The 26486-nt window shown below is 60.9% G+C and carries 19 protein-coding genes and 1 pseudogene; 10 read left to right on the top strand and 10 right to left on the bottom strand.

Going from position 1 to position 26486, the window contains the following annotated elements; all coding sequences use genetic code 11:
* Positions 1 to 55: 55 nt before the first annotated feature.
* A complete protein-coding gene (gene nadC, locus J4D25_RS11085) occupies positions 56 to 904 on the bottom strand; it encodes a carboxylating nicotinate-nucleotide diphosphorylase (RefSeq protein ID WP_057716471.1) in 849 nt (282 codons plus the stop codon).
* Positions 905 to 1147: 243 nt separating this feature from the next.
* Here nadC and ampD point away from each other — a divergent pair, with 243 nt between their 5' ends.
* The 4 genes and pseudogenes from ampD to J4D25_RS27260 all read left to right on the top strand — a co-directional run bounded on the left by ampD (position 1148) and on the right by J4D25_RS27260 (position 4780).
* Positions 1148 to 1708 carry a 1,6-anhydro-N-acetylmuramyl-L-alanine amidase AmpD gene (gene ampD / locus J4D25_RS11080; RefSeq protein WP_057716470.1) on the top strand — a complete coding sequence of 187 codons (561 nt, stop codon included), beginning with the start codon at positions 1148 to 1150 and terminating at the stop codon, positions 1706 to 1708.
* On the top strand, positions 1705 to 2541 hold the full coding sequence (gene ampE / locus J4D25_RS11075; RefSeq protein WP_057716469.1) for a regulatory signaling modulator protein AmpE: 837 nt from the start codon (positions 1705 to 1707) through the stop codon (positions 2539 to 2541). Before ampD ends, ampE begins: the two co-directional genes overlap by 4 nt.
* A gap of 241 nt (positions 2542 to 2782) precedes the next feature.
* Positions 2783 to 3874: pseudogene (locus J4D25_RS27265) on the top strand (methyl-accepting chemotaxis protein); the annotation flags it as partial.
* Positions 3851 to 4780, top strand: a complete 930-nt coding sequence (locus tag J4D25_RS27260) for a methyl-accepting chemotaxis protein (RefSeq protein ID WP_373423036.1) — start codon at positions 3851 to 3853, stop codon at positions 4778 to 4780. The pseudogene J4D25_RS27265 and the gene J4D25_RS27260, both read left to right, overlap by 24 nt.
* Before the next feature lie 27 nt (positions 4781 to 4807).
* On the opposite strand, the gene J4D25_RS11065 is transcribed toward J4D25_RS27260, so the two are convergent.
* Both J4D25_RS11065 and cra read right to left on the bottom strand, forming a co-directional pair.
* Positions 4808 to 5584, bottom strand: a complete 777-nt coding sequence (locus J4D25_RS11065) for a TatD family hydrolase (protein WP_057716467.1) — start codon at positions 5582 to 5584, stop codon at positions 4808 to 4810.
* 3 nt (positions 5585 to 5587) lie between these two features.
* The gene (gene cra / locus J4D25_RS11060; protein WP_057716466.1) at positions 5588 to 6583 is read right to left on the bottom strand and encodes a catabolite repressor/activator; all 996 of its coding nucleotides are present in this window, start codon (positions 6581 to 6583) and stop codon (positions 5588 to 5590) included.
* Between the two features lie 290 nt (positions 6584 to 6873).
* Between cra and ptsP the strand changes: the two genes are divergently transcribed.
* From ptsP to J4D25_RS11040, 4 genes are all read left to right on the top strand, one after another.
* The gene (gene ptsP, locus J4D25_RS11055; RefSeq protein WP_057716465.1) at positions 6874 to 9735 is read left to right on the top strand and encodes a phosphoenolpyruvate--protein phosphotransferase; all 2862 of its coding nucleotides are present in this window, start codon (positions 6874 to 6876) and stop codon (positions 9733 to 9735) included.
* Entirely contained in the window at positions 9735 to 10673 is a 939-nt protein-coding gene (gene pfkB / locus J4D25_RS11050; RefSeq protein WP_057716464.1) for a 1-phosphofructokinase, read from the top strand. Before ptsP ends, pfkB begins: the two co-directional genes overlap by 1 nt.
* Positions 10674 to 10684: 11 nt before the next feature.
* Complete coding sequence (locus J4D25_RS11045) at positions 10685 to 12424, top strand: PTS fructose-like transporter subunit IIB (protein WP_057716463.1); 1740 nt, start codon at positions 10685 to 10687, stop codon at positions 12422 to 12424.
* A 176-nt stretch (positions 12425 to 12600) separates the two neighbouring features.
* Positions 12601 to 14142, top strand: a complete 1542-nt coding sequence (locus tag J4D25_RS11040; protein ID WP_057716462.1) for an alkaline phosphatase — start codon at positions 12601 to 12603, stop codon at positions 14140 to 14142.
* A gap of 128 nt (positions 14143 to 14270) precedes the next feature.
* On the opposite strand, the gene J4D25_RS11035 is transcribed toward J4D25_RS11040, so the two are convergent.
* Positions 14271 to 16799, bottom strand: coding sequence for a sulfite reductase flavoprotein subunit alpha (locus tag J4D25_RS11035; RefSeq protein ID WP_057716461.1), 2529 nt, complete (start codon positions 16797 to 16799; stop codon positions 14271 to 14273).
* Positions 16800 to 16961: 162 nt separating this feature from the next.
* Entirely contained in the window at positions 16962 to 19286 is a 2325-nt protein-coding gene (locus J4D25_RS11030; RefSeq protein ID WP_057716460.1) for a TonB-dependent siderophore receptor, read from the bottom strand.
* 207 nt (positions 19287 to 19493) lie between these two features.
* Between J4D25_RS11030 and J4D25_RS11025 the strand changes: the two genes are divergently transcribed.
* On the top strand, positions 19494 to 20174 hold the full coding sequence (locus J4D25_RS11025) for a Fe2+-dependent dioxygenase (RefSeq protein ID WP_057716459.1): 681 nt from the start codon (positions 19494 to 19496) through the stop codon (positions 20172 to 20174).
* Complete coding sequence (locus J4D25_RS11020; protein WP_057716458.1) at positions 20171 to 20929, top strand: tetratricopeptide repeat protein; 759 nt, start codon at positions 20171 to 20173, stop codon at positions 20927 to 20929. Before J4D25_RS11025 ends, J4D25_RS11020 begins: the two co-directional genes overlap by 4 nt.
* A gap of 157 nt (positions 20930 to 21086) precedes the next feature.
* Here J4D25_RS11020 and J4D25_RS11015 read toward each other — a convergent pair whose 3' ends face one another.
* From J4D25_RS11015 to J4D25_RS10995, 5 genes are all read right to left on the bottom strand, one after another.
* Positions 21087 to 22250, bottom strand: a complete 1164-nt coding sequence (locus tag J4D25_RS11015; RefSeq protein ID WP_056728269.1) for a type III PLP-dependent enzyme — start codon at positions 22248 to 22250, stop codon at positions 21087 to 21089.
* 660 nt (positions 22251 to 22910) lie between these two features.
* Positions 22911 to 24068 (bottom strand): betaine/proline/choline family ABC transporter ATP-binding protein, encoded by a 1158-nt coding sequence (locus J4D25_RS11010; protein ID WP_057716457.1) that lies wholly within the window; start codon positions 24066 to 24068, stop codon positions 22911 to 22913.
* The gene (locus J4D25_RS11005; RefSeq protein WP_057716456.1) at positions 24065 to 24718 is read right to left on the bottom strand and encodes an ABC transporter permease; all 654 of its coding nucleotides are present in this window, start codon (positions 24716 to 24718) and stop codon (positions 24065 to 24067) included. The genes J4D25_RS11010 and J4D25_RS11005 overlap by 4 nt, the downstream gene beginning before the upstream one ends.
* 12 nt (positions 24719 to 24730) lie before the next feature.
* Complete coding sequence (locus J4D25_RS11000) at positions 24731 to 25624, bottom strand: glycine betaine ABC transporter substrate-binding protein (RefSeq protein ID WP_057716455.1); 894 nt, start codon at positions 25622 to 25624, stop codon at positions 24731 to 24733.
* Positions 25625 to 25644: 20 nt separating this feature from the next.
* A complete protein-coding gene (locus J4D25_RS10995) occupies positions 25645 to 26361 on the bottom strand; it encodes an ABC transporter permease (protein ID WP_057716454.1) in 717 nt (238 codons plus the stop codon).
* Positions 26362 to 26486 lie beyond the last annotated feature (125 nt).

Genomic DNA, 26486 nt, shown 5'->3' with positions numbered 1-26486 from the left:
AGGTACATCGCGAGCAAGCTCGCTCCTACAGTTTTGGCAACTCACATACGTGTGATCAGAGACTCAGGCGCATCGACAGATCGACCGCCTTCACATCCTTGGTCATCGCACCGATCGAAATGTAATCCACCCCGGTCTGTGCAATTGGCAGCAACGTACTTTCGTTGATCCCGCCGCTGGCCTCCAGCTTGGCCTTGCCGGCATTCAGGCGCACGGCTTCACGCATGTCGTCCAGGCTCAGTTCGTCGAGCATGATGATGTCGGCACCGGCCGCCAGCGCTTCCTTGAGTTCATCCAGGCTTTCCACTTCAATCTCGACCGGTTTGCCCGGAGCGATCTTGTGCGCAGCGGCAATGGCCTGCGCGATGCCGCCGCTGGCGGCGATGTGGTTTTCCTTGATCAGGAAGGCGTCATACAGGCCGATGCGGTGGTTATGGCAACCGCCGCAGGTCACGGCGTACTTTTGCGCCAGGCGCAGCCCCGGCAGTGTTTTGCGGGTGTCGAGCAGCTTGACCTGAGTCTCGGCCACGAAGTCCGCCAGGTATTGCGCGCGGGTCGCCACACCGGAGAGCAGTTGCAGGAAATTCAGGGCGCTGCGTTCGCCGGTCAGCAGTGAGCGCGCAGGGCCTTCGAGGTGGAACAGCACCTGATTGGGCGTCACCCGTTCACCGTCAGCAACCTGCCAGTGCACCGCCACCCGCGGGTCCAGTTGCCGAAACACGTTATCGACCCAGGCGGTGCCGCTGATGACGGCCGCGTCGCGGGTAATGATGGTGGCTTTGGCCAGGCGTTCAGCCGGGATCAACTGCGCGGTGATATCGCCGCTGCCGATGTCTTCATGCAGCGCACGGCGCACGTTGGCTTCGATTTCGGCGGTCAGATCGGCGAGACGTAGATTCGGCATAACGGACTCCACAAACAAAGTGGCTCGATTATAGGGCCATGGCACCGACCAACCCAAGGCATCAGAGCGTTACGTTTGCGCTGGCACCTGTATTTGGTCGAATCCCTGACGTTACCGGCGTTGGCTGTCGATTCCGAACATACGCCTGTTTGAGATCGGCAACCTCAAACGCGGCAAGTGATCGCGTCCTGGGGGATTATCGCGGCATACTGTGCCAATACAGTCGACGTTGAAGGAATCGGTATGCAGTTGGACCCCGCGAGCGGTTGGATTCAGGGTGTGCATGTCTGCCCCTCTCCCAACTTCAATGCGCGCCCCACAGGCGAAATTTCCCTGCTGGTGATCCACAACATCAGCCTGCCGCCAGCGCAGTTCGCCACCGGCAAGGTGCAGGAGTTTTTCCAGAATCGTCTGGATGTCACCGAACATCCCTATTTTGAAGGGATCGTGGACTTGCGAGTGTCGGCGCACTTTCTGATCGAGCGTGACGGTACCGTTACCCAGTTTGTTTCGTGCCTTGAGCGTGCGTGGCATGCGGGCGTCTCGAGCTTCGAGGGGCGGGAAACCTGTAACGATTTTTCCGTGGGCATCGAGCTCGAAGGCACGGATGATCTGCCGTTCACCGACGCGCAATACCACGCGTTGACAGCCCTGACGCGCCAGTTGCAACAGGCGTTCACGGCAATCACCACAGAGCGCATCTGCGGGCACAGCGACATTGCACCGGGGCGCAAAACCGATCCAGGGCCGGCGTTCGACTGGGCACGCTATCGTGCCGCCCTGGCACAAGAGGAAGGACGATGAGTTTTCTGGTGTTGCTGTTGGCGGTGTGGATCGAGAAGTTCTCGGCCCTGCGCCATCGGGTTCAGCGTGACAATGGCTGGACACACGAGCTGAACAAGCTTGAGGCCAGCCCGCGATTTTCAAACCGACCATGGCTGGTGCTGTCGATACTGGTCTTGTTGCCGGTGGCGTTGCTGGGGTTGCTGCTGGTCGTCATCGAGCCGGTGGCCTACGGCTTGCTGGCGTTGCCGATCCATATGCTGGTAGTCATCTATAGCCTGGGGCGCGGTGATCTACTGGGCGATCTCGGGCCGTTCCGCGATGCCTGGCGTCGGGAGGACCTGCAAGCGGCGGCCCATGTCGCCCAGCGCGATCTGGATATCTGCGCAGACAATGGCGAGCAGCTGCTGGAGCAGGTCGAAGGGCATTTGCTGTGGGAAGCCTACCAGAGCTTTTTCGCGGTGATTTTCTGGTACTTCCTTTTGGGTCCGGTTGCGGCGCTGAGTTATCGGTTGCTGGCGCTGGCCGAAGAGCACGGGAAAAACCCTGCAGTGGTCGAGCGCGCCGGGCAACTGCGTCACGCCTTCGACTGGTTGCCGGTGCGTCTGCTGGCCGCGAGCCTGGCGTTGGTCGGCAATTTTGTCGCGGTCAGTCGGGTGATGCTGCATGAGCTGCTGAACTGGAACATCAGCGCCGCGCAATTGATCGTGAAAGTCGGGCTGGTGGCCGGTGAAATTCCGGCGCCGGTGACCGGCGCGGAAGGTATCAACAATCTGGACCGCATCTGGGCGCTGCTGCTGCGTGCGGCGGTGCTCTGGTATGCCGGCTTTGCGTTGTGGACGGTCCTGCATTAGCCCGGCTGTCTGAGCCATTGTGGCGAGGGGGCTTGCCCCCTCGCCACATTGAGTTCGCTTCGTATCGCTCGCGGACTTCTGTCGTTAACCTTAAGTTACAAAACCTCCTGCCGATTTAAGTTATACAGAGATAGCGTCGAATAGTGGCTATCTGCTTTCTGTCTGCGCCTGCCAATAAAAAAAATAAGAAACTGAAGGGAGACATCCAGTGAAGAGCTTGCTCTATCCCGCTGTCGCACTGATGAACCGTCTGAGCTTCGGTATGAAGTTCAGCCTGATCAGCGTACTGTTCCTGGTGCCGATGCTGGTGACCAACTTCTATCTGGTGCGTGACTCCTACCGCGAATTCCAGGGCACGCGCATCGAGCTGCAAAGTCTCGACCTGTTGGGCAGCAGCCTGACGTTGCGGCGCGATCTGGAAACCCTGAACAACCTGGTGCAGATCAATGTCAGCCTCGGCCAATCCGGCAAGGCCGGCAACGTCGAGTCGAAAATCAGCGCCCTTGAGCAGAATATTCTGACTCGTCTGCAAGGGCTGACGGCGATGACCAGCGACCCGGAGCAGGTTGCGGTGTTTGATGGCAAACGCGATGAAATGATCGCCGCGTTCAAGGCCCAGCAAACGGAAAATTCCCTGCAAAGCAAAAGTGCCTTGATCGGCAAGCTGGTGGGCAGCGCGCAGATTTTCAGCCAGCTCATCACCAGCCAGTCCGGTCTCAGTCGCGACAACCAGAGCGACATGCGCCAGTTGAGCGAGCTTGTCACCCTCGTCACGCCGCGGGTCACCCAGATCCTGGGCGAAGGTCGGGCAATGGGGTCTTACTCGTTGGGGCAGGGATTCATCAACTCGGCTTCGAGTACCCGTTTCGATGAATTGCTGGCGCAGATTGAAAAGCTCCAGGCCGAGTATGGCCTGAAGTTGCTGGATGCCCTGGGTTCCAGCAAGGCTGCGCGCGATACCCTGGCCGCTCAGGCCGACAGCAGCCGGGCATCCCTGAAGAAAGCCAGCGAGCTGTTCGAAGAACAAGTGGTCATGGCGGATACCCTCGACGCGCCGTGGCAGGGCTTTTACGATCAGGTCAGCGCCCTGATGGACCAGACTTACCAACTCAACGAGGCGGTCCTGAAGTATCTCGGCCCGCAATTGCAGCAGCGACTTGAGCAGAATCGCACGCACATGGTCTTGCAGGCCGTGGCGCTGTCAGTCGTCTTTGTGTTGATCTTTTATCTCTACGGCGCTTTCTATGCCTCGACCCGCACCACGCTCAAGCGCCTGGGCGCGGTGATGGACAAGGTGGCGGCCGGCGACATGACAGTGACCTTCAGCGCCCACAGCCGCGATGAGCTGGGGGAGCTGGGCGAAGTGTTCAACGGCACGGTGAAAAAGATCCATGACCTGATCGAGCGGGTGGGGCAGACCGTCAGCGAAGTCGAGCGTCAGGCCGGCCAGGTGGAAAGCGTTTCCGCACAAAGCAACCAGGCCGTCGCCGGGCAGCGAACGCAGATCGAACAAGTGGCCACGGCGATGAACCAGATGTCGGCCACTTCCCAGGAAGTGGCGCGCAGTGCCGCCGCGGCGGTGAGCAGTGCCCACAGTGTCAACGATGAGACCATCAGTGGTCGTGGCCTGGTGGAGTCGCAGCAAGGCAGCATTGCCGCGCTGGCCAGCGAGATCGATCAATCGGTACTGGTGATCAACCAACTGGCCAGCGACAGCCAGTCCATCAGCCGTGTGCTCGAAGTGATCAAGAGCATCGCCGAGCAGACCAACCTGCTGGCGCTCAATGCCGCCATCGAGGCGGCACGGGCCGGTGAGCAGGGCCGTGGTTTCGCCGTGGTAGCCGACGAAGTCCGGACCCTGGCCAAACGAACCCAGCAATCGACCGAAGAAATCGAGCAGATGATCGCCAAGCTCCATGGCGGTGTCGGCGCGGCGGTCAAGGCCATGGGCACCAGCCATGAAATGGCCAATGGCACGGTCGGGCAGTCGGAAAAGGTCCAGCGGGCGCTGGAAAACATCTTGGGAGCGGTTGGCATGATCGTCGACCAGAACCAGCAGATTGCCGCCGCGGTGGAGCAGCAAACTGCCGTGGCCCACGACATCGACCAGAACATCGTCGAGATCAATCGCGCCGGCGAGCGCACCGCTGAAGGTGCGCATCAGACCGAAGATGCCAGTCGGGCGTTGTCGGCCCAGGTCGTGGAGTTGAAACAGTTGATCAGCGCGTTTCGGGTGTAGCGGTCGCCTGATACCACAGGATTTGATTCACCAGTTGAACAACTCGCAGGCATTGGCCGTACTGGCCGCAGCCAATTGCTCGGGGCTGATCGCCATGATGTCGGCCAGTGCCGCGCAGATCGCGGGCAGATGCGCGGGGCTGTTGCGTTGGCCGGGGAACATGGCGGGCGCCATGTCCGGGGAGTCGGTTTCCAGCACCACAGAATCCTGCGGTAGCTCGGCGAGCACTCGGTGCATGCGCAGCGCTTGAGGCCAGGTCGCGGCACCGCCCAGGCCGAGTTTGAAACCCAGCTTGATGTATTCCCGGGCTTCTTCCTGGCTGCCGGCAAAGGCGTGGATGATGCCGGCCCGTTTCAGGCTAAACCGTTTGAGCGTGGCAATCACCGCCGCATGGCTGCGCCGCACATGGATCAGTGCTGGAAGATTGAAGTCCGCCGCCAATTGCAATTGCGCCTCGAACAACGACTGCTGGCGCTCACGGTCGAGGGTTTCGATGAAGTAGTCCAGGCCGATCTCGCCGACGGCACACAGTTGCCGATGGCCAGCCAGGCGGGTCAGCCAATCGCCGAGTTCGCTCAAGTCTTCAGGGCGATGATCGTCCAGATACACCGGGTGCAATCCGAACGCCGCATGCAGGTCGGGATCGTTTTGCACCAGCTCCCAGACCCGCTGCCAATTGGCCTGATAAACCCCCAGCACCACGATCCGCCGCACCCCGAGGGCGCGGCTTTCGGCCAGCAGCGCCTGACGGTCGGCGTCGAAGTCCGGAAAATCCAGATGGGTGTGGGTGTCGATCAGCTCCACGGTTCAGTCCTGGCGAATACGCTGCTTGAACGTGCGGGCAATGGCTTGCACACCGGGCCGGTAATCCGACTGCTCGATGGCTGCCAGGGCCAGCGCGAGGGCCTTGTCGGCGATCAACTGGTGCTGCTGGGCCATGGCGTTGACCGGCAGCGGCAGGAAGTCCAGCAACTGAGTGTCGCCGAACGTGCCGAGGCGCAGCGGGCGGTTTTTCAGCGGGAAGTCGTGCAGCGCATCGAACACGCCTTGAAGCAGCACGTAGGATGTGGTCACCAGGGCATCGGGCAAATGGCCCAGGCGCTGCAGCAATTCTTCCATCAATTGTTTGCCGCACTCGCGGCTGAAGGATTCGCCTTCTTCAATCAGCACCTCACCGTTGAACCCGACGAGCGCCTCTTTGAAGCCGGCGCAACGTTCCTGGCTGATGCTCAGCTCCGGGCGGGCGCCAATCAGCGCGATCTGTTTGGGCAAGGGGGCGAGCAGGCTGCGGGTCAGTTGCAGGCTGGCCTCGCGGTCGTCACTGATCACCGAGCAGAAATGCTCGGGTTCCATGACCCGGTCGATGGCGATGATCGGAATGCCCTTGGCCTGCAATTGGCGATAGCTGTCGTCGCCGGGCGGCAGGCAGCTGGCAACGATCAGTGCGTCGCAGCGCCGGGCGCGGAACAACTGCAGCAATTGCCGTTCGCTGTCCGGCGCATCGTCGGAACTGGCGATCAGCAACTGATAACCCCGGGCCCGCGCACCTTGTTCCAGCAATTTGGCGATTCGCGCGTAACTGGGGTTTTCCAGATCCGGCAGAATGAACCCCAATGTGCGGGTGTGTCGGCTGCGCAATCCGGCGGCCTGTGGGTTAGGCGTGAAGCCATGTTGTTCGACGACCGCGCGCACGCGTTCGACGGTAGCGCTGCTGATGCGCTGTTGTTCGGCCTTGCCATTGATGACATAGCTGGCGGTGGTGACGGACACACCGGCCAACTGGGCGATATCACTGAGTTTCAACCCGCTGTTTCCTTGTTTTTTCGAGATTGCCTCGACATTTTCGTCAATCCTAACCGATTAAGGCAGGCGACCATTGTCGCAACGCATCCGACAAGTTGGACTTCAAGGATGGGCCAATTTCGAGTAACGTGCCAATCGATATAGATTAAACGTTTCAGCAAGCGTATTTTCTACGTTTTAGGCGCCTTTGGCCGGTTCTGCCGTGAAACCGCCAAAAGCGATGACCAAGCGCCTAAGCTGACTCATTCAAAACAATACCTGGTGCCCCAAGGCGCCAAAAAGGAGAAAGCATGCTCGAGCTCACTGTAGAGCAGATTTCGATGGGCCAGTCGGCTGTGGATAAGTCCGCAGCCCTGCAATTGCTGGCCGGGCATCTGGTCGCCGACGGCCTGGTTGCCGAGGGTTATCTCGCCGGCTTGCAGGCGCGGGAGGCTCAGGGCTCGACCTTTCTCGGTCAAGGTATTGCCATCCCCCACGGTACGCCCGAAACCCGCGACCTGGTGTTCACCACTGGTGTGCGCCTGATGCAGTTCCCCGATGGCGTGGACTGGGGCGATGGTCATATCGTTTACCTGGCGATCGGCATCGCCGCCAAATCCGATGAACATCTGCGCCTGTTGCAATTGCTCACCCGCGCCCTCGGCGAGACTGACCTGGGCCAGGCCCTGCGTCGCGCCGGTTCCGCCGAAGCCTTGCTGAAGTTGCTGCAAGGCGCGCCGCAGGAGTTGGCGCTGGATGCACAGATGATCGGTCTCGGTGTGGCGGCCGAAGATTTCGAAGAGCTGGTCTGGCGTGGTGCACGTTTGCTGCGGCAGGCCGACTGCGTGAGCAACGGTTTCTCCGCCGTGCTGCAGCAGGTTGAAGCGCTGCCCTTGGGCGATGGCCTGTGGTGGCTGCACAGCGAACAGACGGTGAAGCGTCCGGGCCTGGCCTTCGTCACCCCGGACAGACCGCTGCGTTATCTCGGCCAGCCACTCACTGGACTGTTCTGCCTGGCCAGCCTCGGTGAGGCCCATCAAGCCCTGCTCGAACGCCTGTGCGCGTTGTTGATCGAAGGGCGTGGCCATGAGTTGGGGCGCGCCACCAGCAGCCGCAAGGTCCTCGAAGTGCTCGGTGGTGAAGTGCCCGCCGACTGGCCCAGCGCGCGAATTGCATTGGCCAACGCCCACGGTTTGCATGCGCGCCCGGCGAAAATCCTCGCGCAACTGGCAAAGAGTTTTGAAGGTGACATCCGCGTACGCATCGTCGATGGCCATGACAGTGCGGTGTCGGTAAAGAGCTTGAGCAAGTTGCTCAGCCTCGGCGCCCGTCGGGGGCAGGTCCTGGAAATCATCGCCGAACCGGGCATCGCGGCGGATGCGTTGCCGGCCTTGTTGGCCGCCATCGAAGAAGGCCTCGGGGAGGAAGTCGAACCGCTGCCGCCGGTAAGTCAGGCGCGTGAAGTCGTTGCCGATATGGCCGAAGTGGTCCTCGCCCCGTCATCTGGCAGCGTGGTTCAGGCGATTGCCGCCGCTCCGGGGTTCGCCATCGGCCCGGCGCATATTCAGGTGCTGCAAACCATCGATTACCCGTTGCGCGGCGAGTCCGCCGGCATCGAGCGCGAGCGCCTCCAGCACGCCCTGGCGCAGGTACGCCGTGACATCCAGGGCCTGATCGAGCGCAGCAAGAGCAAAGCCATTCGCGAAATCTTCATTACCCACCAAGAGATGCTCGACGACCCGGAACTGACCGATGAGGTCGATACGCGCCTCAAACAGGGCGAAAGTGCCGAGGCGGCGTGGATGGCCGTGATTGAAGCGGCGGCTCGGCAGCAGGAAACGTTGCAGGATGCCTTGCTCGCCGAGCGTGCGGCCGACTTGCGCGACATCGGGCGTCGGGTGTTGATGCAACTCAGCGGCATCGAAACCCCGAGCGAACCGGATCAACCGTACATTCTGGTGATGGACGAGGTCGGCCCGTCCGACGTCGCGCGTCTCGACCCGGCTCGCGTGGCGGGGATTCTCACCGCGCGGGGTGGTGCTACGGCGCACAGTGCGATTGTTGCCCGGGCGCTGGGTATTCCGGCCTTGGTCGGCGCCGGTCCCGGCGTGTTGCTGCTGGCACCGGGTACGGCTTTGCTGCTCGATGGCCAGCGTGGTCGTCTGCATGTGGACGCTGACGCGGCGACCTTGCAGCGCGCCACGGCCGAACGCGATACCCGCGAGCAACGCTTGAAGGCGGCTGCTGAACTGCGTCATCAACCGGCATTGACCATCGATGGCCACGCCGTCGAAGTGTTCGCCAACATTGGTGAAAGCGCCGGCGTCACCAGTGCGGTGGAGCAGGGCGCCGAAGGCATTGGCCTGTTGCGCACCGAACTGATTTTCATGGCCCACCCGCAAGTGCCCGACGAGGCGACCCAGGAAGTCGAGTACCGCCGCGTACTCGACGGTCTGGCCGGGCGGCCGCTGGTGGTGCGCACCCTCGATGTCGGTGGCGACAAACCGCTGCCGTACTGGCCGATTGCGAAGGAAGAAAACCCGTTCCTCGGCGTGCGCGGCATTCGCCTGACCTTGCAGCGTCCGCAGATCATGGAAGCGCAACTGCGCGCCTTGCTGCGGGCTGCCGACAACCGGCCGCTGCGGATCATGTTTCCGATGGTGGGCAGCGTCGACGAGTGGCGCCAGGCCCGTGACATGACCGAACGCCTGCGCCAGGAAATCCCGGTCGCCGACCTGCAACTGGGGATCATGATCGAAGTGCCGTCGGCGGCATTGCTGGCACCGGTCCTGGCCAAGGAAGTCGATTTCTTCAGCGTCGGCACCAACGACCTGACCCAGTACACCCTGGCCATCGACCGTGGCCATCCGACGCTGTCGGCCCAGGCCGATGGCTTGCATCCGGCGGTGCTGCAACTGATCGACATCACCGTGCGTGCGGCCCATGCTCACGGTAAATGGGTCGGTGTGTGCGGCGAGCTGGCGGCCGACCCGCTGGCGGTGCCGGTGCTGGTCGGCCTCGGAGTGGATGAGCTCAGCGTCGGGGCGCGCAGCATTGCCGAGGTCAAGGCGCGGATTCGCGAACTGGGCTTCACTCAGACTCAAACCCTTGCCCGACAGGCCCTGGCCGTGGGCAGCGCCAATGAAGTGCGCGCATTAGTGGAGGCCCTGTAATGGCCCGGATACTTACCCTAACCCTTAACCCGGCGCTGGACCTGACCGTCCAGTTGCCGCGCCTTGACGCCGGCCAGGTCAACCGCAGCGATGTGATGCACACCCACGCGGCGGGCAAAGGCGTGAACGTGGCACAGGTGCTGGCGGACCTCGGGCATCAACTGACCGTCAGTGGCTTTCTTGGCGAAGACAACCTGCAAGCGTTCGAAACATTGTTCGCCAAACGCGGTTTTGTTGATGCCTTCATCCGTGTTCCTGGCGAAACCCGCAGCAATATCAAACTGGCGGAAAGCGACGGCCGCATCACCGACATCAACGGGCCGGGGCCGCAGGTCAGCGAGGCGGCGCAGCAGGCCTTGATGGATCGACTGGAGCAGATTGCTCCGGGGCACGATGCGGTGGTTGTCGCCGGAAGCTTGCCGCTGGGCGTCAGTGCGCAATGGTTGCAGGCGTTGATCTTGCGCTTGAAGAACCTGGGGCTGAATGTCGCCCTCGACACCAGCGGCGAGGCATTGCGCGCAGCGCTGAAAGCGGGGCCGTGGCTGATCAAACCCAACACTGAAGAGTTGGCCGAGGTGCTGGGCGAGGTCGTGTCGGTCAGTGCCCAGGCCTTGGCGGCGGAGCGTTTGCATGCCCAGGGCATCGAGCATGTGGTGATTTCCCATGGCGTCGATGGCGTGAACTGGTTCAGCGTCGGCTCGGCGCTGCATGCCACACCACCCAGGGTCAACGTCGCCAGCACGGTGGGCGCGGGTGATTCGTTGCTGGCGGGGATGCTCCACGGTTTGCTCAGTGCCGATACGCCGGAGCAGACCTTGCGCACCGCCACGGCGATTGCCGCGATGGCAGTGACCCAGATCGGATTCGGCATTGGCGATGCAGCGCAACTGGCGCAGCTCGAACAGGGTGTGCGCGTGCGTCCCCTGACAGAACAATAAGAGGGATTGTCATGAAGTTAGCCATCGTTACGGCCTGCCCGAACGGCATGGTCACCAGTGTGCTGTGTGCCCGGCTGCTCGATGCCGCGGCCCAGCGTCAGGGCTGGAGCACCAGTGTCGAAGTCACCGATGCCGCGCATCCCGAAAAGCAACTGTCGGCGGCCACCCTCGACGCGGCTGAGTGGGTGTTGCTGGTGACCAGCGCGCCGGTGGAAATGTCGCGTTTTGTCGGCAAGCGAGTGTTCCAGAGCACCCCGGCCCAGGCCCTGCAAGACGTGGAAGCCGTGCTGCGCCGTGGAGCGCAGGACGCTCAGGTTTACGCCGCCGAAGAGGCCGCCGTCGAACCTGTGGCGGTTGTCCAGAACGCGCCGCGACTGGTGGCCGTTACCGCGTGCCCGACGGGTGTCGCTCACACGTTCATGGCCGCCGAAGCCTTGCAGCAAGCGGCCAAGCGCCTGGGCTATGAGCTGCAGGTGGAAACCCAGGGCTCGGTCGGCGCGCGCAATCCATTGAGCGCGCAAGCGATTGCCGAGGCCGATGTGGTGCTGCTGGCGGCCGATATCGAAGTCGCCACCGAGCGTTTCGCCGGCAAGAAAATCTATCGCTGCGGCACCGGCATTGCCCTTAAGCAAGCCGAAGCGACGTTGAAAAAGGCCTTGGCCGAAGGCCAACAGGAAAGCGCATCGAGCGCTGCCAAAACAACGGCCAAACAGGAGAAGACGGGCGTCTATAAACACCTGCTGACCGGCGTGTCCTTCATGTTGCCGATGGTGGTGGCCGGCGGCTTGATGATCGCCTTGTCGTTCGTGTTCGGCATCACCGCGTTCAAGGAGGAGGGCACACTGGCGGCGGCGTTGATGCAGATCGGTGGCGACAGCGCGTTCAAGCTGATGGTGCCGCTGCTGGCAGGCTATATCGCCTATTCCATCGCCGACCGTCCGGGCCTCGCGCCGGGGATGATTGGCGGACTGCTGGCGAGCACCTTGGGCGCCGGTTTCATCGGCGGGATCATTGCCGGCTTTCTTGCCGGTTATGCGGCCAGGGCGATCAACCGTTATGCGCGATTGCCGCAAAGTCTTGAGGCGCTCAAGCCGATCCTGATCATCCCGCTGCTGGCGAGTCTGTTCACCGGTCTGGTGATGATCTACGTGGTCGGCAAACCGGTCGCCGGGATGCTTGCCGGGCTCACGAACTTTCTCGACAGCATGGGCACCACCAACGCGATTCTGCTCGGTGTGTTGCTGGGCGGCATGATGTGCGTCGACCTCGGCGGGCCGATCAACAAGGCGGCCTATGCGTTTTCGGTGGGGTTGCTGGCGTCGCAGAGCTACGCGCCGATGGCGGCGACCATGGCGGCCGGCATGGTGCCGCCGATCGGCCTGGGCATCGCCACGTTCATTGCCCGACGCAAGTTCGCCCAGACCGAGCGCGAGGCCGGTAAAGCAGCGCTGGTGCTGGGGCTGTGCTTTATCTCTGAAGGGGCGATTCCTTTTGCGGCGAAAGATCCGCTACGGGTGATTCCGGCGAGCATCGCCGGCGGTGCGCTGACGGGTGCGTTGTCGATGTATTTCGGCTGCAAATTGATGGCGCCCCATGGTGGGTTGTTCGTCCTGGCGATCCCGAATGCAATCAACCATGCGCTGCTCTACCTGTTGGCGATTGTGGCGGGGAGTCTGTTGACGGCGGTGGCGTATGCGCTGGTGAAACGGCCGGAAGTGGTGGAGTTGGCGGTAGAGCCCGTCACCGCCTGACACCGATTCCTGTAGGAGCGAGCTCGCTCGCGATGGTCGCGAACGATAACGCGTCAAACCAGATGCCCAGCGGCGCCCATTGGTTTTTCGCGAGCGGGCTCGCTCCTACAGGGTGGGGATGTCATGCCGGCTTCATCCAGCCATGCTTTAGTTTTTCCTTTTCCAGGGAGAACACCATGAGCGATTTCAACCTCGGGCGCCGTCGTGTCATGCAAGCGGTCGGCGCCGGGCTGTTGTTGCCGGGGCTGGCGCCGGCGGTGATCGCTTCGGTCAAGGATCGGCCGCAACTCACCGACGGCGTACAGTCCGGCGACCTGCTGGGCGACCGGGCGATCATCTGGAGCCGCTGCGACCGCCCCGCGCGGATGGTGGTGGAGTGGGACACCCGCAGCCTGTTTCCCAACCCCCGGCGATTCGCCTCGTCCCTGGCCGATGCACGCACCGATTTCACTGCTCGGGTCGAACTCACCGGGCTGCCCGCCGACCAGGCGATTTTCTATCGCGTGCAGTTTGAAGACGCCCAGAGCGGTATCGCCAGCGAGCCCTGGTTCGGTCATTTGCGCAGCGTGCCGCAGACCCGCCGTGACATCCGTTTTGTCTGGAGCGGCGACACCGTCGGCCAGGGCTTCGGCATCAACCCCGACATTGGCGGCATGCGCATCTACGAAGCAATGCGCCTGCGTCTGCCAGACTTTTTTATCCACAGCGGCGATACCATTTACGCCGACGGTCCGATCCCGGAACAGCTCATCACAGAAGGTGGCCGGGTGTGGCGCAACATCACCACCGAGGCCAAGAGCAAAGTCGCCGAGACCCTTGATGAGTACCGCGGCAATTACCGCTACAACCTGATGGACGAAAACATCCGTCGTTTCAATGCCGAGGTCCCGCAGGTCTGGCAGTGGGACGACCACGAAGTGGTGAACAACTGGTCGCCGGGCAAGCAGCTGGATGCGCGTTACCAGGACAAAGATATCCACAGTCTGGTGGGCCGCGCACGCCAGGCCTGGCTTGAATATGCGCCGATGCGTTTGCAGAGTGCCGATGGCGGCGGGCGGATCTATCGCAAGCTTGGTTACGGGCCGCTGCTCGATGTTTTTGTACTGGACATGCGCAGTTATCGCGGGCCCAACGATGACAATCAGGGCGCTGAAAAACCTTTCCTCGGGCGTGAACAACTGGACTGGCTCAAGCGCGAAATGCAGGCCTCGAACGCGCAATGGAAAGTGATCGCCGCCGACATGCCCATTGGCCTCGGCGTGCCCGACGGCGAGGTCAGCCCTGGTGTCGCGCGCTGGGAGGCCGTGGCCAACGGTGACCCCGGCCCGGCACAGGGGCGTGAACTGGAAATCGCAGAATTGCTCGGCTTTCTGCGGGCGCAAGAGGTACGCAATTTCCTGTTCCTGACCGCGGATGTGCATTACTGCGCGGCCCATCATTACCATCCGGATCGGGCGGCGTTTCAGGATTTCGAACCGTTCTGGGAGTTCGTCGCCGGACCGCTGAATGCCGGTAGCTTTGGACCGAACTCGCTGGATAAAACCTTTGGTCCTGAAGTGGTGTTCGAGAAGGCGCCGCCCGCGCAGAACGTCTCGCCGTTTGCCGGGTTTCAGTTTTTTGGCGAGGTGAACATCGATGGACAGAGCGGGGAGTTGAGCGTGGTGTTGCGGGATCTGGACGGGGTGTCTGTATTTGAGAAAAAGCTGCAGCCGGTTTGAGATGGAGATGGATACATGAACCCTTGTGGGAGCGAGCTTGCTCGCGATGGCGGTATTACATTCAACACATTGGTTGACTGATAGACCGTAATCGCGAGCAAGCTCGCTCCCACAGGGAACTCAGTGAATCAGTACACGTCGCGGCGGTAGCGGCCCTGTTCGATCAGGCGCTCCACTTCGGCGCTACCCAACACTTCGTTGAGCACCTGATCCACGCCCGAAGCCATGCCTTGAAGGCTGCCGCAGATGTAGATCACCGCATCGTCCGCCAGCCACTTCTTGAGCTCGGCCGCCGATTCACGCAGGCGATCCTGTACGTAGATCTTTTCGGCCTGGTCGCGGGAAAATGCCAGGTCGAGGCGCGCCAGATCACCATTGATCAGCCACTCCTCCAGCTCCTTTCGGCACAGGTAATCGTGCTCGCGGTGGCGCTCGCCAAACAGCAGCCACTGGCGTTGCTGACCATCGGCAATCCGGGCCTTGAGCAGGCTGCGCAACCCGGCCAGGCCCGTGCCATTGCCCAGCAGGATCATCGGCACCGGTTGGGCCGGCAGATGGAAACCACTGTTGCGCCGCACGCGCAGGCTGATGGAGCTGCCCACCGGCGCGTGTTCGGTCAGCCAGCCGGAACCGACACCGAGGTTGCCGTCGGCATGCACTTCCTGACGCACGATCAATTCCAGCACGCCATCGGCCGGGATCGACGCAATGGAATACTCGCGCATGGCCAGCGGCACGAGGGCCTCTGCCAACGCTTGGGCGTGCAGGCCGACCAGGTGGGCGCGGTTCTCCGGCAACTGGCGGCTGGCCAGGGCCTGTTCGAGGGTTTCTTCCAGGCCGTTGAGTTGCACCTTGGTTTCACCGTGAATCCCCATGCCGTCGAGGAAGTGCTCGATGGCCCACGGGCAATTGCGCGGCATCACTTCCACCAGGTCGCCCGCCAGCCAGCTGCTGGTGGAAGGAGGCTTGAGGCCCAACAAGTACACCGGCGAGCCACTGCTGTCCGGATTGAGCAGTTCACGATGCAGCAGGGTCCAGTTGTCGTAGCTGGGCGCTTGCCAGGTATCCACGGGGGCCTGGCCGGTCAACAGGCCCAGTTGCTGTTGCCAGTGGCGCAAGGCGTAAGGGTCACCGCTGTCGACCTCCACCGGGGCGAACAGGGTCTTTGCGCCATGTTCGCCCAACCAGGTGTGCAGGCGTTTGGCGAAACCGCAGAAGTGTTGATACTGCCGGTCGCCCAACCCCAGGACGGCGTAATTCAGGCGTCCCAGGCTCGGTGTCCGGCCCAGTACCTTGCGCTCGAAACTGCGGGCGCTGTCCGGTGCTTCGCCGTCGCCGAAGGTGCTGACGACGAACAAGGCATTGTTCGATTCATGCAAGTCCTGCTCGCTGACGTCCGCCAATGGCTGCACTTTGACCGGCAAGCCTGCGGCCTGCAATTGTCCGGCGGTTTGCCATGCCAGCTGTTCGGCAAAACCACTTTGGCTGGCGAAGCCGATCAGCCACGCCGGCGCGTCGCTGGCGGTTTGCACGAGATCTTTGCGCGCATCCTTGATCTGGCGTTTTTTGCGCCGACGATCCAGGTACAGCATCCAGCCGGTGATGAAGAACAGCGGCATGGTCAGCGAGGCGATGGTCAGGATAATGCGCCCGACGATGCCGAAGTAACTACCGACGTGCAGCGCATAGATGCTGGTCAGCAGTTGCGCCTTGAGGCTCTTGTCGCTGTAGCGATCAACCCGTTTGACCACGCCGGTGACCGGGTCGAGGGTGATCTGGTTCAGGGCGCGGTCGTGAGGCGAAGTTTTCAGCAGGAAATAAACGGTCGCCGGTTGGCCGGCCACGGGTGGCATGCGCACGTTATAGGAGCTCAGTTGCGGACCGGCCGCACTGTAGATGCTGCTCCACATCGCCGCGTAATCGGCCGTCGGTGCCGGACCGCTTGGCGCAGGGCCGCGTCCGCCGCGAACGCGTTCGCTCTGTGGTGAGTCGGAGAGCAACCGGGTCAGGCCTTTGTTGTACCACTCGTAGGACCAGAACAACCCGGTCAGCGCCGCCAGAAGGTAAAACACCAGGCACCAGGTGCCGGCCACCGAGTGCAGGTCCCAGTTGAAGCTGCGGCCCTTTTTCTTCCAGTCCAGGGTCAGCCAGGTCCGCCAGCTTTTCCACTGGCGAGGCCAGCGCAGGTATAGGCCGGACAGGCAGAAGAACACCAGAATCAGCGTGCACGCGCCGGTGATCTGCCGCCCCGTGTCGCCCATGGCGAGGAAACGGTGCAGTTGCAGCATCAGGCCGAAAAAGCCCTGGCCGTTGGCGTCGCCGAGGAACTCGGCGGTGTACGGGTCGAAGTAGCGCATCTCGCCACGGCGTTCACCCGGCGGCGGGGTGAACCACACTTTGGCGGCGCTGCCGCTGTCGGTCTCCACCGTGAGCATCGAGACTTTTTTGCCCGATGCGGCTTCGATTCGCTCCACCAGTTCGACGGGCGGCAGCACACCGGCGACCTGTTTCTCGACCTGCAACACAGAAGGATTGAGTGTGCTCAGGATTTCATCCTGAAACGACACCGCCGCCCCGGTGATGCCCATCAGGGCCAGGACCAGCCCGGCGCTGATGCCGAAAAACCAGTGCAACTGGAACAGGGTTTTCTTCAACACGTCGCTCGCCTTGTTCGTTCAAGTTGATTCATCACGGCGCGCATTATGCCGTGGGGTTGTCGAGAAGCATTCTTTTTACGCACAAAGGCCCCGTTCATGTGGATGAACGGGGCCAGGTCTGATTTCAGCATTCACCCACAGGGATTGCAGTGTGAGTGGCAATCAGAAGTGGAAGTTGGTGCTCAGCAAAGCGGTACGACCGGCCGCCTGGTTGGCGAAGTGAGTCGAGAACGCCTTGTCGTAGTAGGTTTCGTCGGTCAGGTTCTGTACGTTCAGTTGCAGGTCGACGTTCTTGGTCAGCTTGTACGCCGCCATTGCGTCGTAACGAACGTAGGAATCGACCATGGTGGTGTTGGCGGCACTGCCGAACACGTCATCGACATAGAACGCACCGCCACCGATGGTCAGCCTTGGCGTGACCTGATAGGTCGTCCACAGGCTGGCGCTGTTTTTCGGCGTGTTAGGCAGTTCGTTGCCGTTGTTGGCTTTGTTTGCCGGCAGGTCGCCGCCATCGACTTGCTCGCTGTCCATGTAGGCGTAACCGGCGAAGACCTGCCATTTGTCGGTGAGCTTGCCGGTGGCCGACAGTTCGATACCTTGAACGCGGGTTTTGCCGACGTTTTCAAACGTAGTGGTGTTGGTTTGCACACGAGCGTTTTCTTTCTCGGTGCGGAAGATGTCGGCAGTCAGGGACAAACGATCGTTCAGCAGATCCCACTTGGTACCGATTTCGTAGTTCTTGGTGGTTTCCGGCTCCATGTCGCTTTTGAGCAGGTTGCCGTTGCGATCCGGCGTGCCACCCAACGGGTTGCCTTCCGCGCCATCGCCGAGGGTGTTGCCTGGTGGAGTGGCAGACGTCGCATAGGAGGCATAGATGCTGCCGTTTTCCGCTGGTTTGTACACCACACCGAACTGACCGGTAACGAACTCGCTGGTGTCATCGCCCTTGGACGTGGTCACGCTGGAACCGTTGAAGGTTTTGTAGTCGGTGTCGAAATGGTCGTAGCGCAGGCCCATGTTCACCAGCCACTGCTCGGACAACGTCAGGGTGTCGAATACATACAGTGCGTAGGTGTTGGCCTTGGTATCGGTGCCCGCGTAGTTGCGGGAGATGGCACCGCTCCACGGATCATTCGGCGTCGGGTTGGACAGCGAGGTGCAGTTGTAACCGCTTGGCGCGCCGATCAGTGCCGGCGAGCAGTTGTTGGTTACCGCTGCCGTTCCCGGGGTGGTGTCCGTGTTGACGTTGTACGAGGATTTTTCACTTTCCTCGTGGGTGTATTCGACACCGGTGGAGAAGCTGTTCTTGAACCCGGCGATGTAGATATCACCAAACAGGTCGGTCTGGTTGGTGGTGGTCTCGGTGTTGCTCACGCGGGTGTTCGCCCGGCGCCAGACGCTGCCGTTGTTGACGTTGCCTTTACTGTCGTCCGGCTGGGTCAGGATGTAATCCTGCATGCTGGTGCCGTGACGCAGGGTGTTCTTGATGGTCAGCGAGTCGCTCAGGTCGTGCTCGATGGCGAAGGTCGCGGTGTCGGTGCGGGTCTTGCGGAAGTCGCGGTCGGTCAGACCATAGAAATTGCTGCTGTCGCCGCCGTCATTCGGCTTGTCCGGGTTGGACTTGGTGCGTCCAGCCGCGAGAGTGGTCGGGATCGAGTACGGAATGCCCGAATCCGGCGTGTCGTTGCTTTCGAGGTGGTAGTAGTCGAGGTTGACGCGAGTGTCTGTACCCAGGCCGAAAGCCAGGGACGGTGCGACACCCCAGCGGTCGTAGTCGACGCTGTCACGTCCGGCGACGTTGCTCTCATGGCTCATCAGGTTCAGACGGCCAGCGGCAGTGTCGGTGAACTGATAGTTGCCGTCCATGGTGTAGCGCTGGGTCTGGTCGGAGCCCCAGGTGAAACCACCATCGAACGAATTGCCCAGGTGAGCTTTCTTGCTGACCAGGTTGATGCTGCCGCCTGCAGCGCCGCGACCGCCGATGGCAGAGTTCGGGCCTTTGCTGACTTCGATCGATTCCACGGCGAAGATCTCGCGGCTCTGGGAACCGGTATCGCGAACGCCGTCCAGGTAGGTATCGCCCTGGGCGTCAAAGCCGCGAATGAACGGACGGTCGCCCTGTGGGTTGCCGCCTTCACCGGCACCGAAGGTGATGCCTGGAATGGTGCGCAGGGCGTCCTGCATGTTCATGGCGCCCGTGTCTTTCAACACTTGTTGCGGAATGACGGTGATCGAGCGCGGTGTGTCCACCAGCGGCGCGGTGTACTTGGGCGAGGAGGCTTTCTCTACGTTGTAGGTCGTCTCGTCCTGAGCTTCGCCGGTGATGGCGGTGGCGCCCAGCGAAATCACATTGCCCGGTGCTTTTTCGTCGGCTTTTTCCGCCGCGAAAACCATGTGGCCCGCAGAGCCGGCAGTAATCGCCATGCCGATGGCCGATGCGAGCAGACGTGGTGAACTGACCGGTACTTGTGGTTGTTGACGCGACATTTGAGTTCCCCTCCCCAAGGATTTGAGGCCGCGGAATATAGGGTAAACACGTATTCGTATCAATTGCGAAACATTACTATTCGCACTGAATTTACATTCTTTACAATTTACCCTTACGGTTTCTGCTGACTCATTCGTCAGATGTGTTTTACACAGGCAATAAGAATCAATACCATTGGCATCCCTTTGGTTTCAGGTGCCTTTGTCATGCTGCTGCACATTCCCGGCCTGTTTGAAAAAGACGAGGTGCAGCGCATTCGCGAGGCTCTGGAGCAAGCCGATTGGGCCGATGGCAAGATCACCGCCGGCTACCAGTCGGCGAAGGCCAAACACAATTTGCAGTTGCCGGAAGGTCACCCGCTGGCCAAGGAGATCGGCGCGGCGATGCTGGAGCGGCTGTGGAAAAATCCGCTGTTCATGTCAGCAGCGTTACCGCACAAAGTGTTCCCTCCGTTAGTGAACTGTTACACCGCCGGTGGCAGTTTCGACTTCCATATCGACAACGCGGTGCGTCAGCCAAAAGGCAGCATCGAGCGGGTGCGAACGGATTTGTCCGCCACGCTGTTCTTCAGCGAGCCGGAGGATTACGACGGCGGCGAGCTGGAGATCCAGGACACTTTCGGCACCCAACGGGTGAAGCTGCCTGCCGGCGACATGGTGCTGTATCCCGGCACCAGTCTGCACAAGGTCAATGCGGTGACACGCGGAGCGCGGCTCGCCTCGTTTTTCTGGACGCAAAGCCTGGTGCGTGAAGACAGCCAGCGCGCGTTGCTGTTCGAAATGGACGGGGCGATCCAGCAACTGACCCAGGACATGCCCGACCACCCTTCGCTGATTCGCCTCACCGGCACCTATCACAACCTGTTGCGTCGCTGGGTCGAGGTATGAGTTATCAACTGCGCCGCGAAGAAGTACTCGACGGTGACCGGCTCAAAGCCATGCTCGACGAAAGTCCGGCCCGTGCGGCCCAGGCCATCCTGATTGCCGCACGAGAAGGAGAGGTCGAAGCCCAGGCCTTGCTCGGGCAGATCCTGCTCGACGGCCAGGGGATCGCGCAGGACCAACCGCTGGCGCTGAGCTGGTTCGGCATCGCAGCGCGCCAGGGGCACCTCATGGCGCGCAACATGCTCGGTCGTTGCCATGAGCATGGTTGGGGCTGCGCTGCCGATGCATCGCTAGCGGCCAGGCATTACCGACTTGCCGCCACTGCAGGGCTGGATTGGGCGATGTACAACTACGCCAATCTGCTGGCGACCGGTCGCGGGGTGATTGAGGATCAGCTTCAAGCACTGAGTCTCTATCGCCGTGCGGCTGAGTTGGGTCATGCAAAATCGATGAATCTGTTGGGGCGGTATCTGGAAGAAGGGCGGGTCAGTCCTGTGAATCCGGCAGCGGCTCGTAACTGGTATCGACGTTCGGCCGAAGGCGGGGATTTTCGCGGGCAGTTCAGCTTTGCTGCGGTCTTGACCGACGAAGGGAATATCGAGGATGCGTTGGTCTGGCTGCGCAAGGCGTTGGCCGGTGGCAACCTGAATTTTCTGCGAGTAGCGAGTCAGGCGCTGATGGGCGCGGTCGATCCTCGGATCCAGGCACTGGCCCACGAATTCCATCATCGTGCCGAAGAATTAACCCCAGTCTCTTGAGCCTTTGTGGGAGCGAGCTTGCTCGCGATGACGTCATGATATTCAGCATCAATGTTGATTGAGCTATCGCCATCGCGAGCAAGCTCGCTCCCACAGAGGGTGGCGTAAATGAAAAAGCCCATGACAGGTCATGGGCTTTTTGTTTTCTACGCAGTATTTACACGTAGAACGACTTCAGCGGCGGGAAGCCATTGAACTCGACGGCGCTGTAACTGGTGGTGTACGCACCGGTCGACAGCCAGTACAGGCGATCACCGATGGCCAGGTTCAGCGGCAGGCCGTACTTGTAGTTTTCGTACATGATGTCGGCGCTGTCGCAGGTTGGACCGGCGATGACCACTTCTTCCATTTCGCCTTTCTTCTCGGTCCAGATCGGGAACTTGATGGCTTCGTCCATGGTTTCGATCAGGCCGGAGAACTTGCCCACATCCGTGTACACCCAACGCTCTACCGCGGTACGGGATTTACGTGCAACCAGTACCACTTCGCTAACCAGGATGCCGGCGTTGGCGATCAGCGAGCGGCCTGGCTCCAGGATGATTTCCGGCAAGTCATCACCGAAGTCTTCCTTCAGGAAGCGGATGATTTCCTCGGCGTAGGTTTCCAGGCTGTTGGTGCGGGTGATGTAGTTGGCCGGGAAGCCGCCACCCATGTTGATCAGCTTCAGGTGGATGCCGTCTTCTTCCTTCAGACGTTCGAAGATCACTTTGACCTTGGCGATCGCCGCGTCCCAGACGCTGATGTCGCGCTGCTGCGAGCCGACGTGGAACGAGATGCCGTAAGGCACCAGGCCCAGGTCGCGAGCGAGGATCAGCAGGTCCATGGCCATGTCGGTCTGGCAGCCGAATTTGCGCGACAACGGCCAGTCGGCGGTGGTCGAGCCTTCGGTCAGGATACGCACGTAGACTTTCGAGCCCGGTGCGGCCTTGGCGATGTTGCGCAGGTCGGCTTCGGAGTCGGTGGCGAACAGGCGCACGCCCTTCTCGTAGAAGTAGCGGATGTCCTTGGATTTCTTGATGGTGTTGCCGTAGCTGATCTGGTCGGCGCTGACGCCGCGACCAAGCACTTTGTCCAGCTCGTAGATCGAGGCGATGTCGAAGCTCGAGCCTTTCTCTTTGAGCAGGTCGATGATCTCGACGGCCGGGTTGGCCTTGACCGCGTAGTAGACCTTGGCGAATTCGAAACCGGCGCGCAGGTCGTCATAGGCCTGGCTGATCATCGCGGTGTCGATCACCACGAACGGGGTTTCCTGTTTGTCGGCGAACGCCTTCATTTTCTGAAAGGTTTCACGCGCGAAATAGTCTTCGACCTGGATCGACATACCTGGGAGCTCCTAAAGGCAAACGTTGTTAATCAATGGGTGCAAATGAACGTCCTCCGTATCCCCACTTTGGTTCGCCTACTTCCCAAGGCATGTCGCCGAAAGCAAAAAGGCCATGGGAAGTGCAGCTTTCCCTTGGCCTTGCTGTCTCGTCGTCAGTACTTGAGCCGGATGGATCGTTTCCAGCATGGACGTTCGGCGCGAACTTTAGGGCGTGAGGGGCTTGAGATCAACAAAAAATGTCGCGTTTTTGCACTCTTCTGACGCGCGTTGCAGGCATCACTCTTTGTAACCGACACAGATGACAGTCGGATGTTCCCGAGGATTTATGGAGTGTTAAAAATACCTGCACGTTCGACGCTTTTGTGTGCGAAGTCGCTAGTAACTACGATAGCGTCAACATCGGCGACGTTGGCCGCGAAAAGGTAGGCTGATAGGGGATTTGAGTATTCAGGAGCGTGTTTTCGGATAGCTTTTACAGACGCTACTGTTGATATTTTTTTCCGGCCTGCGAATCACTGGAAAATCGCATCGAACCTGTGGGAGCGAGCTTGCTCGCGATGACATTTTCACAGCCAGCATCGTAGTTGCCTGAAATGACGCCATCGCGAGCAAGCTCGCTCCCACAGGTTTTGTATTTTTACCGGGTAACGTGAGCTGTCAGGCGACCACTGCCTCAGCTGGCGAGACGATATTGGTCTTCATCCCCCGCGAACGTCCGGAGCTCAGGTACGCCGCAATCGACTCCTGTGTGACCTCGCCAAGGAACACCCGCTCGGCATCCATCACCGGCAACCACGCCCGATTGAACTCGTACATGCGCGACAGCAGAATGCGCAAATGCTCGTCGTACGCCGCCGTGGCGTTGAACTCGCGTTGGTACTGCGCGCAGGTGCCGGCCTGACGGTGCAAGTCGCGACGTCGTACATAACCCAGGGCTTTATTCTCGGCGCAAGTGACCACCACATAGCGTCGGTCATGCTCGTCCATCAACTCCAGCGCTTCGGCCACCGGGGTATGCGGGCTGACGGAAGGCGCGTTGTCCGCCGCATCTTCGGCTTTCACCAGCAGCAGGCGTTTCAGTGTGCTGTCCTGGCCGACGAAGTTGCTGACAAACTCATCCGCCGGATGTGCGAGCAAAGTGTCCGGGTGATCGATCTGCAGCAGCTTGCCGGCGCGGAAAATCGCGATCTTGTCGCCGAGCTTGATCGCCTCGTCGATGTCGTGGCTGACCATGATCACGGTCTTGTTCAGCGCCCGCTGCATTTCGAAGAACTCGTTCTGGATCATCTCGCGGTTGATCGGGTCGACTGCCCCGAACGGCTCGTCCATTAATAGCAGTGGTGCATCGGCGGCCAGTGCACGAATCACGCCGATCCGCTGTTGCTGCCCACCGGACAATTCTCGTGGATAGCGATGCAGATATTGCTTGGGTTCGAGCTTGATCATGCTCATCAACTCGCGGGCGCGGTCGTGGCATTTCTGCTTGTCCCAGCCGAGCAGTTTCGGCACCACGACGATGTTCTCCTCGATGGTCATGTTCGGGAACAAACCGATTTGCTGGATGACGTAGCCGATGTTGCGGCGCAGCGTCACTTCGTCGAGGCCCGTGGTGTCTTCACCGTTGATCAGGATCTTGCCTGAGGTCGGTTTGATCAGGCGGTTGATCATTTTCAGCGTGGTGCTTTTGCCGCAACCCGATGGCCCGAGGAACACGCAGATTTCGCCTTCATTGACGGTCAGGCTCACCGAGTCCACGGCTTTCACATCTTTGCCGTTGCTTTGGAAGGTCTTGCTGAGGTTTTGAAGTTCGATCATTTGAGCAGTCCTTTTGGAGTCAGCGAACGTTGCAGCACTTGCAGGATCAGGTCGGCGATGATCGCCAGCACACTGACCAGTACAGCGCCGACAATCAGCATCGACATGTCGCTGCGGCTGATGGCAGCGAGGATGAGTACGCCCAGGCCACCGGCGCCGATGGTCGCGGCGATGGTCATGACGCCGATGTTCATGACCACGGCAGTGCGCACACCAGCGAGGATCACCGGCACGGCAATGGGTAATTCGACCATGCGCAGGCGCTGACCGAAGGTCATGCCGATGCCGCGCGCGGCTTCACGGATGCCCGGTTCGACGTTGGTCAGGGCCAGGTAGGTGTTACGCATGATCGGCAGCAGCGAATACAGAAACACCGCGGTGATGGCCGGCATCGGGCCCAGGCCCTGGCCGAACTTGGAGTAGAACGGCAGCAGCAGGCCAAACAGGGCAATCGACGGCACGGTCAGCAGCACCGTGGCGCTGGCTTGCAAAGGCCCGGCGAGGCTCGGGAAGCGTGTCATCAGGATGCCCAGCGGCACGCCAACCACAATCGCCAGGGTCACGGCGATGCCGACCAGGGTGATGTGTTGGCCGGTCAGCTGTATCACCTGCTGCCAGTCGAGGTGGGAAAAGGCGTTGAGAAATTCCATGGCTTTTCCTCCCTATTTGATTGGATGCTGGCGCAGGAAATCTGCGGCAACGGACGAAGGACTTTGGTGATCGACATCGACCCGCGCATTGAGCTCGCGCATGGTGTTGTCGTCGAACAGCTCAGCCAGAGGCTTGAGTTGTTCGGCCAGTTGCGGATGCGCATCGAGGTAGGCCTGACGCACCACCGGTGCAGCGGTGTAGTCGGGGAAGTAATGCTTGTCGTCTTCCAGCAGCTTCAGCTTGAAGGCGTTGAGGCGACCGTCGGTGGTGTAGACCAGACCGGCAAACACCTGGCCGTTGCGCAGGGCGGTATAAACCAGACCGGCGTCCATCTGCCGGATGTTCTTGCGGGTCAGGTTCATGTCGTAGAGCTTGACCATGCCATCAAGACCGTCCGAGCGGTTGGCGAACTCGGTATCCAGCGCCACCAGATTGTTGGTCTCGGCCTCCTTGCGCAGCACCGAGTTCAGCTCGCTGATGGTGTTGATCTGCGGGTATTGGTCAGCAACGTTTTTCGGCAGTGCCAGGGCATAGGTGTTGCTGAATTTCGACGGTGTCAGCCAGACCAGGCCTTTTTTCGCGTCGAGTTCTTTTACTCGTGCGTAGGACTGTTCGCTGTCGAGTTTTTCAGTGACATGGTTGTAGGCCACCAGCGAAACGCCGGTGTATTCCCAGAGCATGTCCAGTTGGCCACTTTCGTGGGCGCTGCGGGCCAGATTGCTGCCCAGGCCGCCGGTCACCTGCACCTCGTAACCCTTGGTGCGCAGGTACTGCGAGGTGATTTCCGCCAGCAGGGTCTGTTCGGTGAACACCCGGGCGCCGATGCGGATCAACGGTTTTTCCGTGGCTTGGGCAAATCCTGCGAACAGCAGGACGCAGCCTAGTAAAAAGCTTGAAGTTTTCATGACGATTCCTTTGCCGAGGCTTAAGACGGGCGCAAGCCGCGTTCGAGCCAGAGGCGGCTGGCGAGTGTCACCAGGCCGTCGAGCAACAAGGCCAGCAGGGCGGTGCAGGCCGCGCCGAGCAGCAATTGCGGCTGATTGTTCAGGGCGATGCCGGGGAAGATCAGGCTGCCGAGACTGTTGGCGCCGATCAGGAACGCCAGCGGCGCCGTCCCGACATTGATCGCCAGTGCCACACGCACACCACCGATGATGATCGGCACCGCGTTGGGCAATTCGACTTTCCACAGCACCTGGCGCGGGGTCATGCCGATGCCGACGGCGGCTTCCTTGAGCGAACCCTGAACGTTTTTCAGGCCTTCGTAGGTGTTGCGCACGATGGGCAGCAAAGAGGCGAGGAACAGGGCGAAGATGGCAGGACCGCTGCCGATGCCGAGGATGCCCAAGGCGATGGCCAGGACGGCCAGGGGCGGAATGGTGTTGCCAATGTTGAAGAACTGCATGAAGCGTTCGGCACGGCCGATCATGGACGGGCGGCTGAGGAGGATGCCGGCAGGAATGCCCACGACAAGGGCGGCCAGCATGGAAGCGAGGACGAGAACCAGATGAGCTTGCAGGTAAAACAACAAATCGTCGCGGTAGTGTTCGATCGTGTTGATGCCGATCCATTGGATCAGCAGGGCCAGAAGGGCGAATACCAGCGCGCCTCCTATCAGCCCTTTGCCATAGTGGATAGCCACAGGCGGACTCCTTTTTTCAGTCGGCGAACACTTTCTCGTGTGGCAACGCCATTCCTGGCTGCCGAAAAAATGATCGCGATAAGCAGCTCATGCCGAGCGCGTTTCACTGTAGGAGCGAGCTTGCT

The organism is Pseudomonas sp. GW456-L13 (assembly GCF_017350115.1).
GTDB lineage: Bacteria > Pseudomonadota > Gammaproteobacteria > Pseudomonadales > Pseudomonadaceae > Aquipseudomonas > Aquipseudomonas jessenii.
The sequence above is the reverse complement of the archived record's forward strand: the minus strand, read 5'-3'. Positions and strand labels throughout refer to the sequence as shown.

Bases quoted from the DNA above. Each gene is read 5' to 3' on its own strand.
- nadC (WP_057716471.1), bottom strand. From the start codon at position 904: ATGCCGAATCTACGTCTCGCCGATCTGACCGCCGAAATCGAAGCCAAC.
- ampD (WP_057716470.1), top strand. From the start codon at position 1,148: ATGCAGTTGGACCCCGCGAGCGGTTGGATTCAGGGTGTGCATGTCTGC.
- ampE (WP_057716469.1), top strand. From the start codon at position 1,705: ATGAGTTTTCTGGTGTTGCTGTTGGCGGTGTGGATCGAGAAGTTCTCG.
- J4D25_RS27260 (WP_373423036.1), top strand. From the start codon at position 3,851: ATGACAGTGACCTTCAGCGCCCACAGCCGCGATGAGCTGGGGGAGCTG.
- ptsP (WP_057716465.1), top strand. From the start codon at position 6,874: ATGCTCGAGCTCACTGTAGAGCAGATTTCGATGGGCCAGTCGGCTGTG.
- pfkB (WP_057716464.1), top strand. From the start codon at position 9,735: ATGGCCCGGATACTTACCCTAACCCTTAACCCGGCGCTGGACCTGACC.
- J4D25_RS11045 (WP_057716463.1), top strand. From the start codon at position 10,685: ATGAAGTTAGCCATCGTTACGGCCTGCCCGAACGGCATGGTCACCAGT.
- J4D25_RS11040 (WP_057716462.1), top strand. From the start codon at position 12,601: ATGAGCGATTTCAACCTCGGGCGCCGTCGTGTCATGCAAGCGGTCGGC.
- J4D25_RS11030 (WP_057716460.1), bottom strand. From the start codon at position 19,286: ATGTCGCGTCAACAACCACAAGTACCGGTCAGTTCACCACGTCTGCTC.
- J4D25_RS11025 (WP_057716459.1), top strand. From the start codon at position 19,494: ATGCTGCTGCACATTCCCGGCCTGTTTGAAAAAGACGAGGTGCAGCGC.
- J4D25_RS11020 (WP_057716458.1), top strand. From the start codon at position 20,171: ATGAGTTATCAACTGCGCCGCGAAGAAGTACTCGACGGTGACCGGCTC.
- J4D25_RS11015 (WP_056728269.1), bottom strand. From the start codon at position 22,250: ATGTCGATCCAGGTCGAAGACTATTTCGCGCGTGAAACCTTTCAGAAA.
- J4D25_RS11010 (WP_057716457.1), bottom strand. From the start codon at position 24,068: ATGATCGAACTTCAAAACCTCAGCAAGACCTTCCAAAGCAACGGCAAA.
- J4D25_RS11005 (WP_057716456.1), bottom strand. From the start codon at position 24,718: ATGGAATTTCTCAACGCCTTTTCCCACCTCGACTGGCAGCAGGTGATA.
- J4D25_RS11000 (WP_057716455.1), bottom strand. From the start codon at position 25,624: ATGAAAACTTCAAGCTTTTTACTAGGCTGCGTCCTGCTGTTCGCAGGA.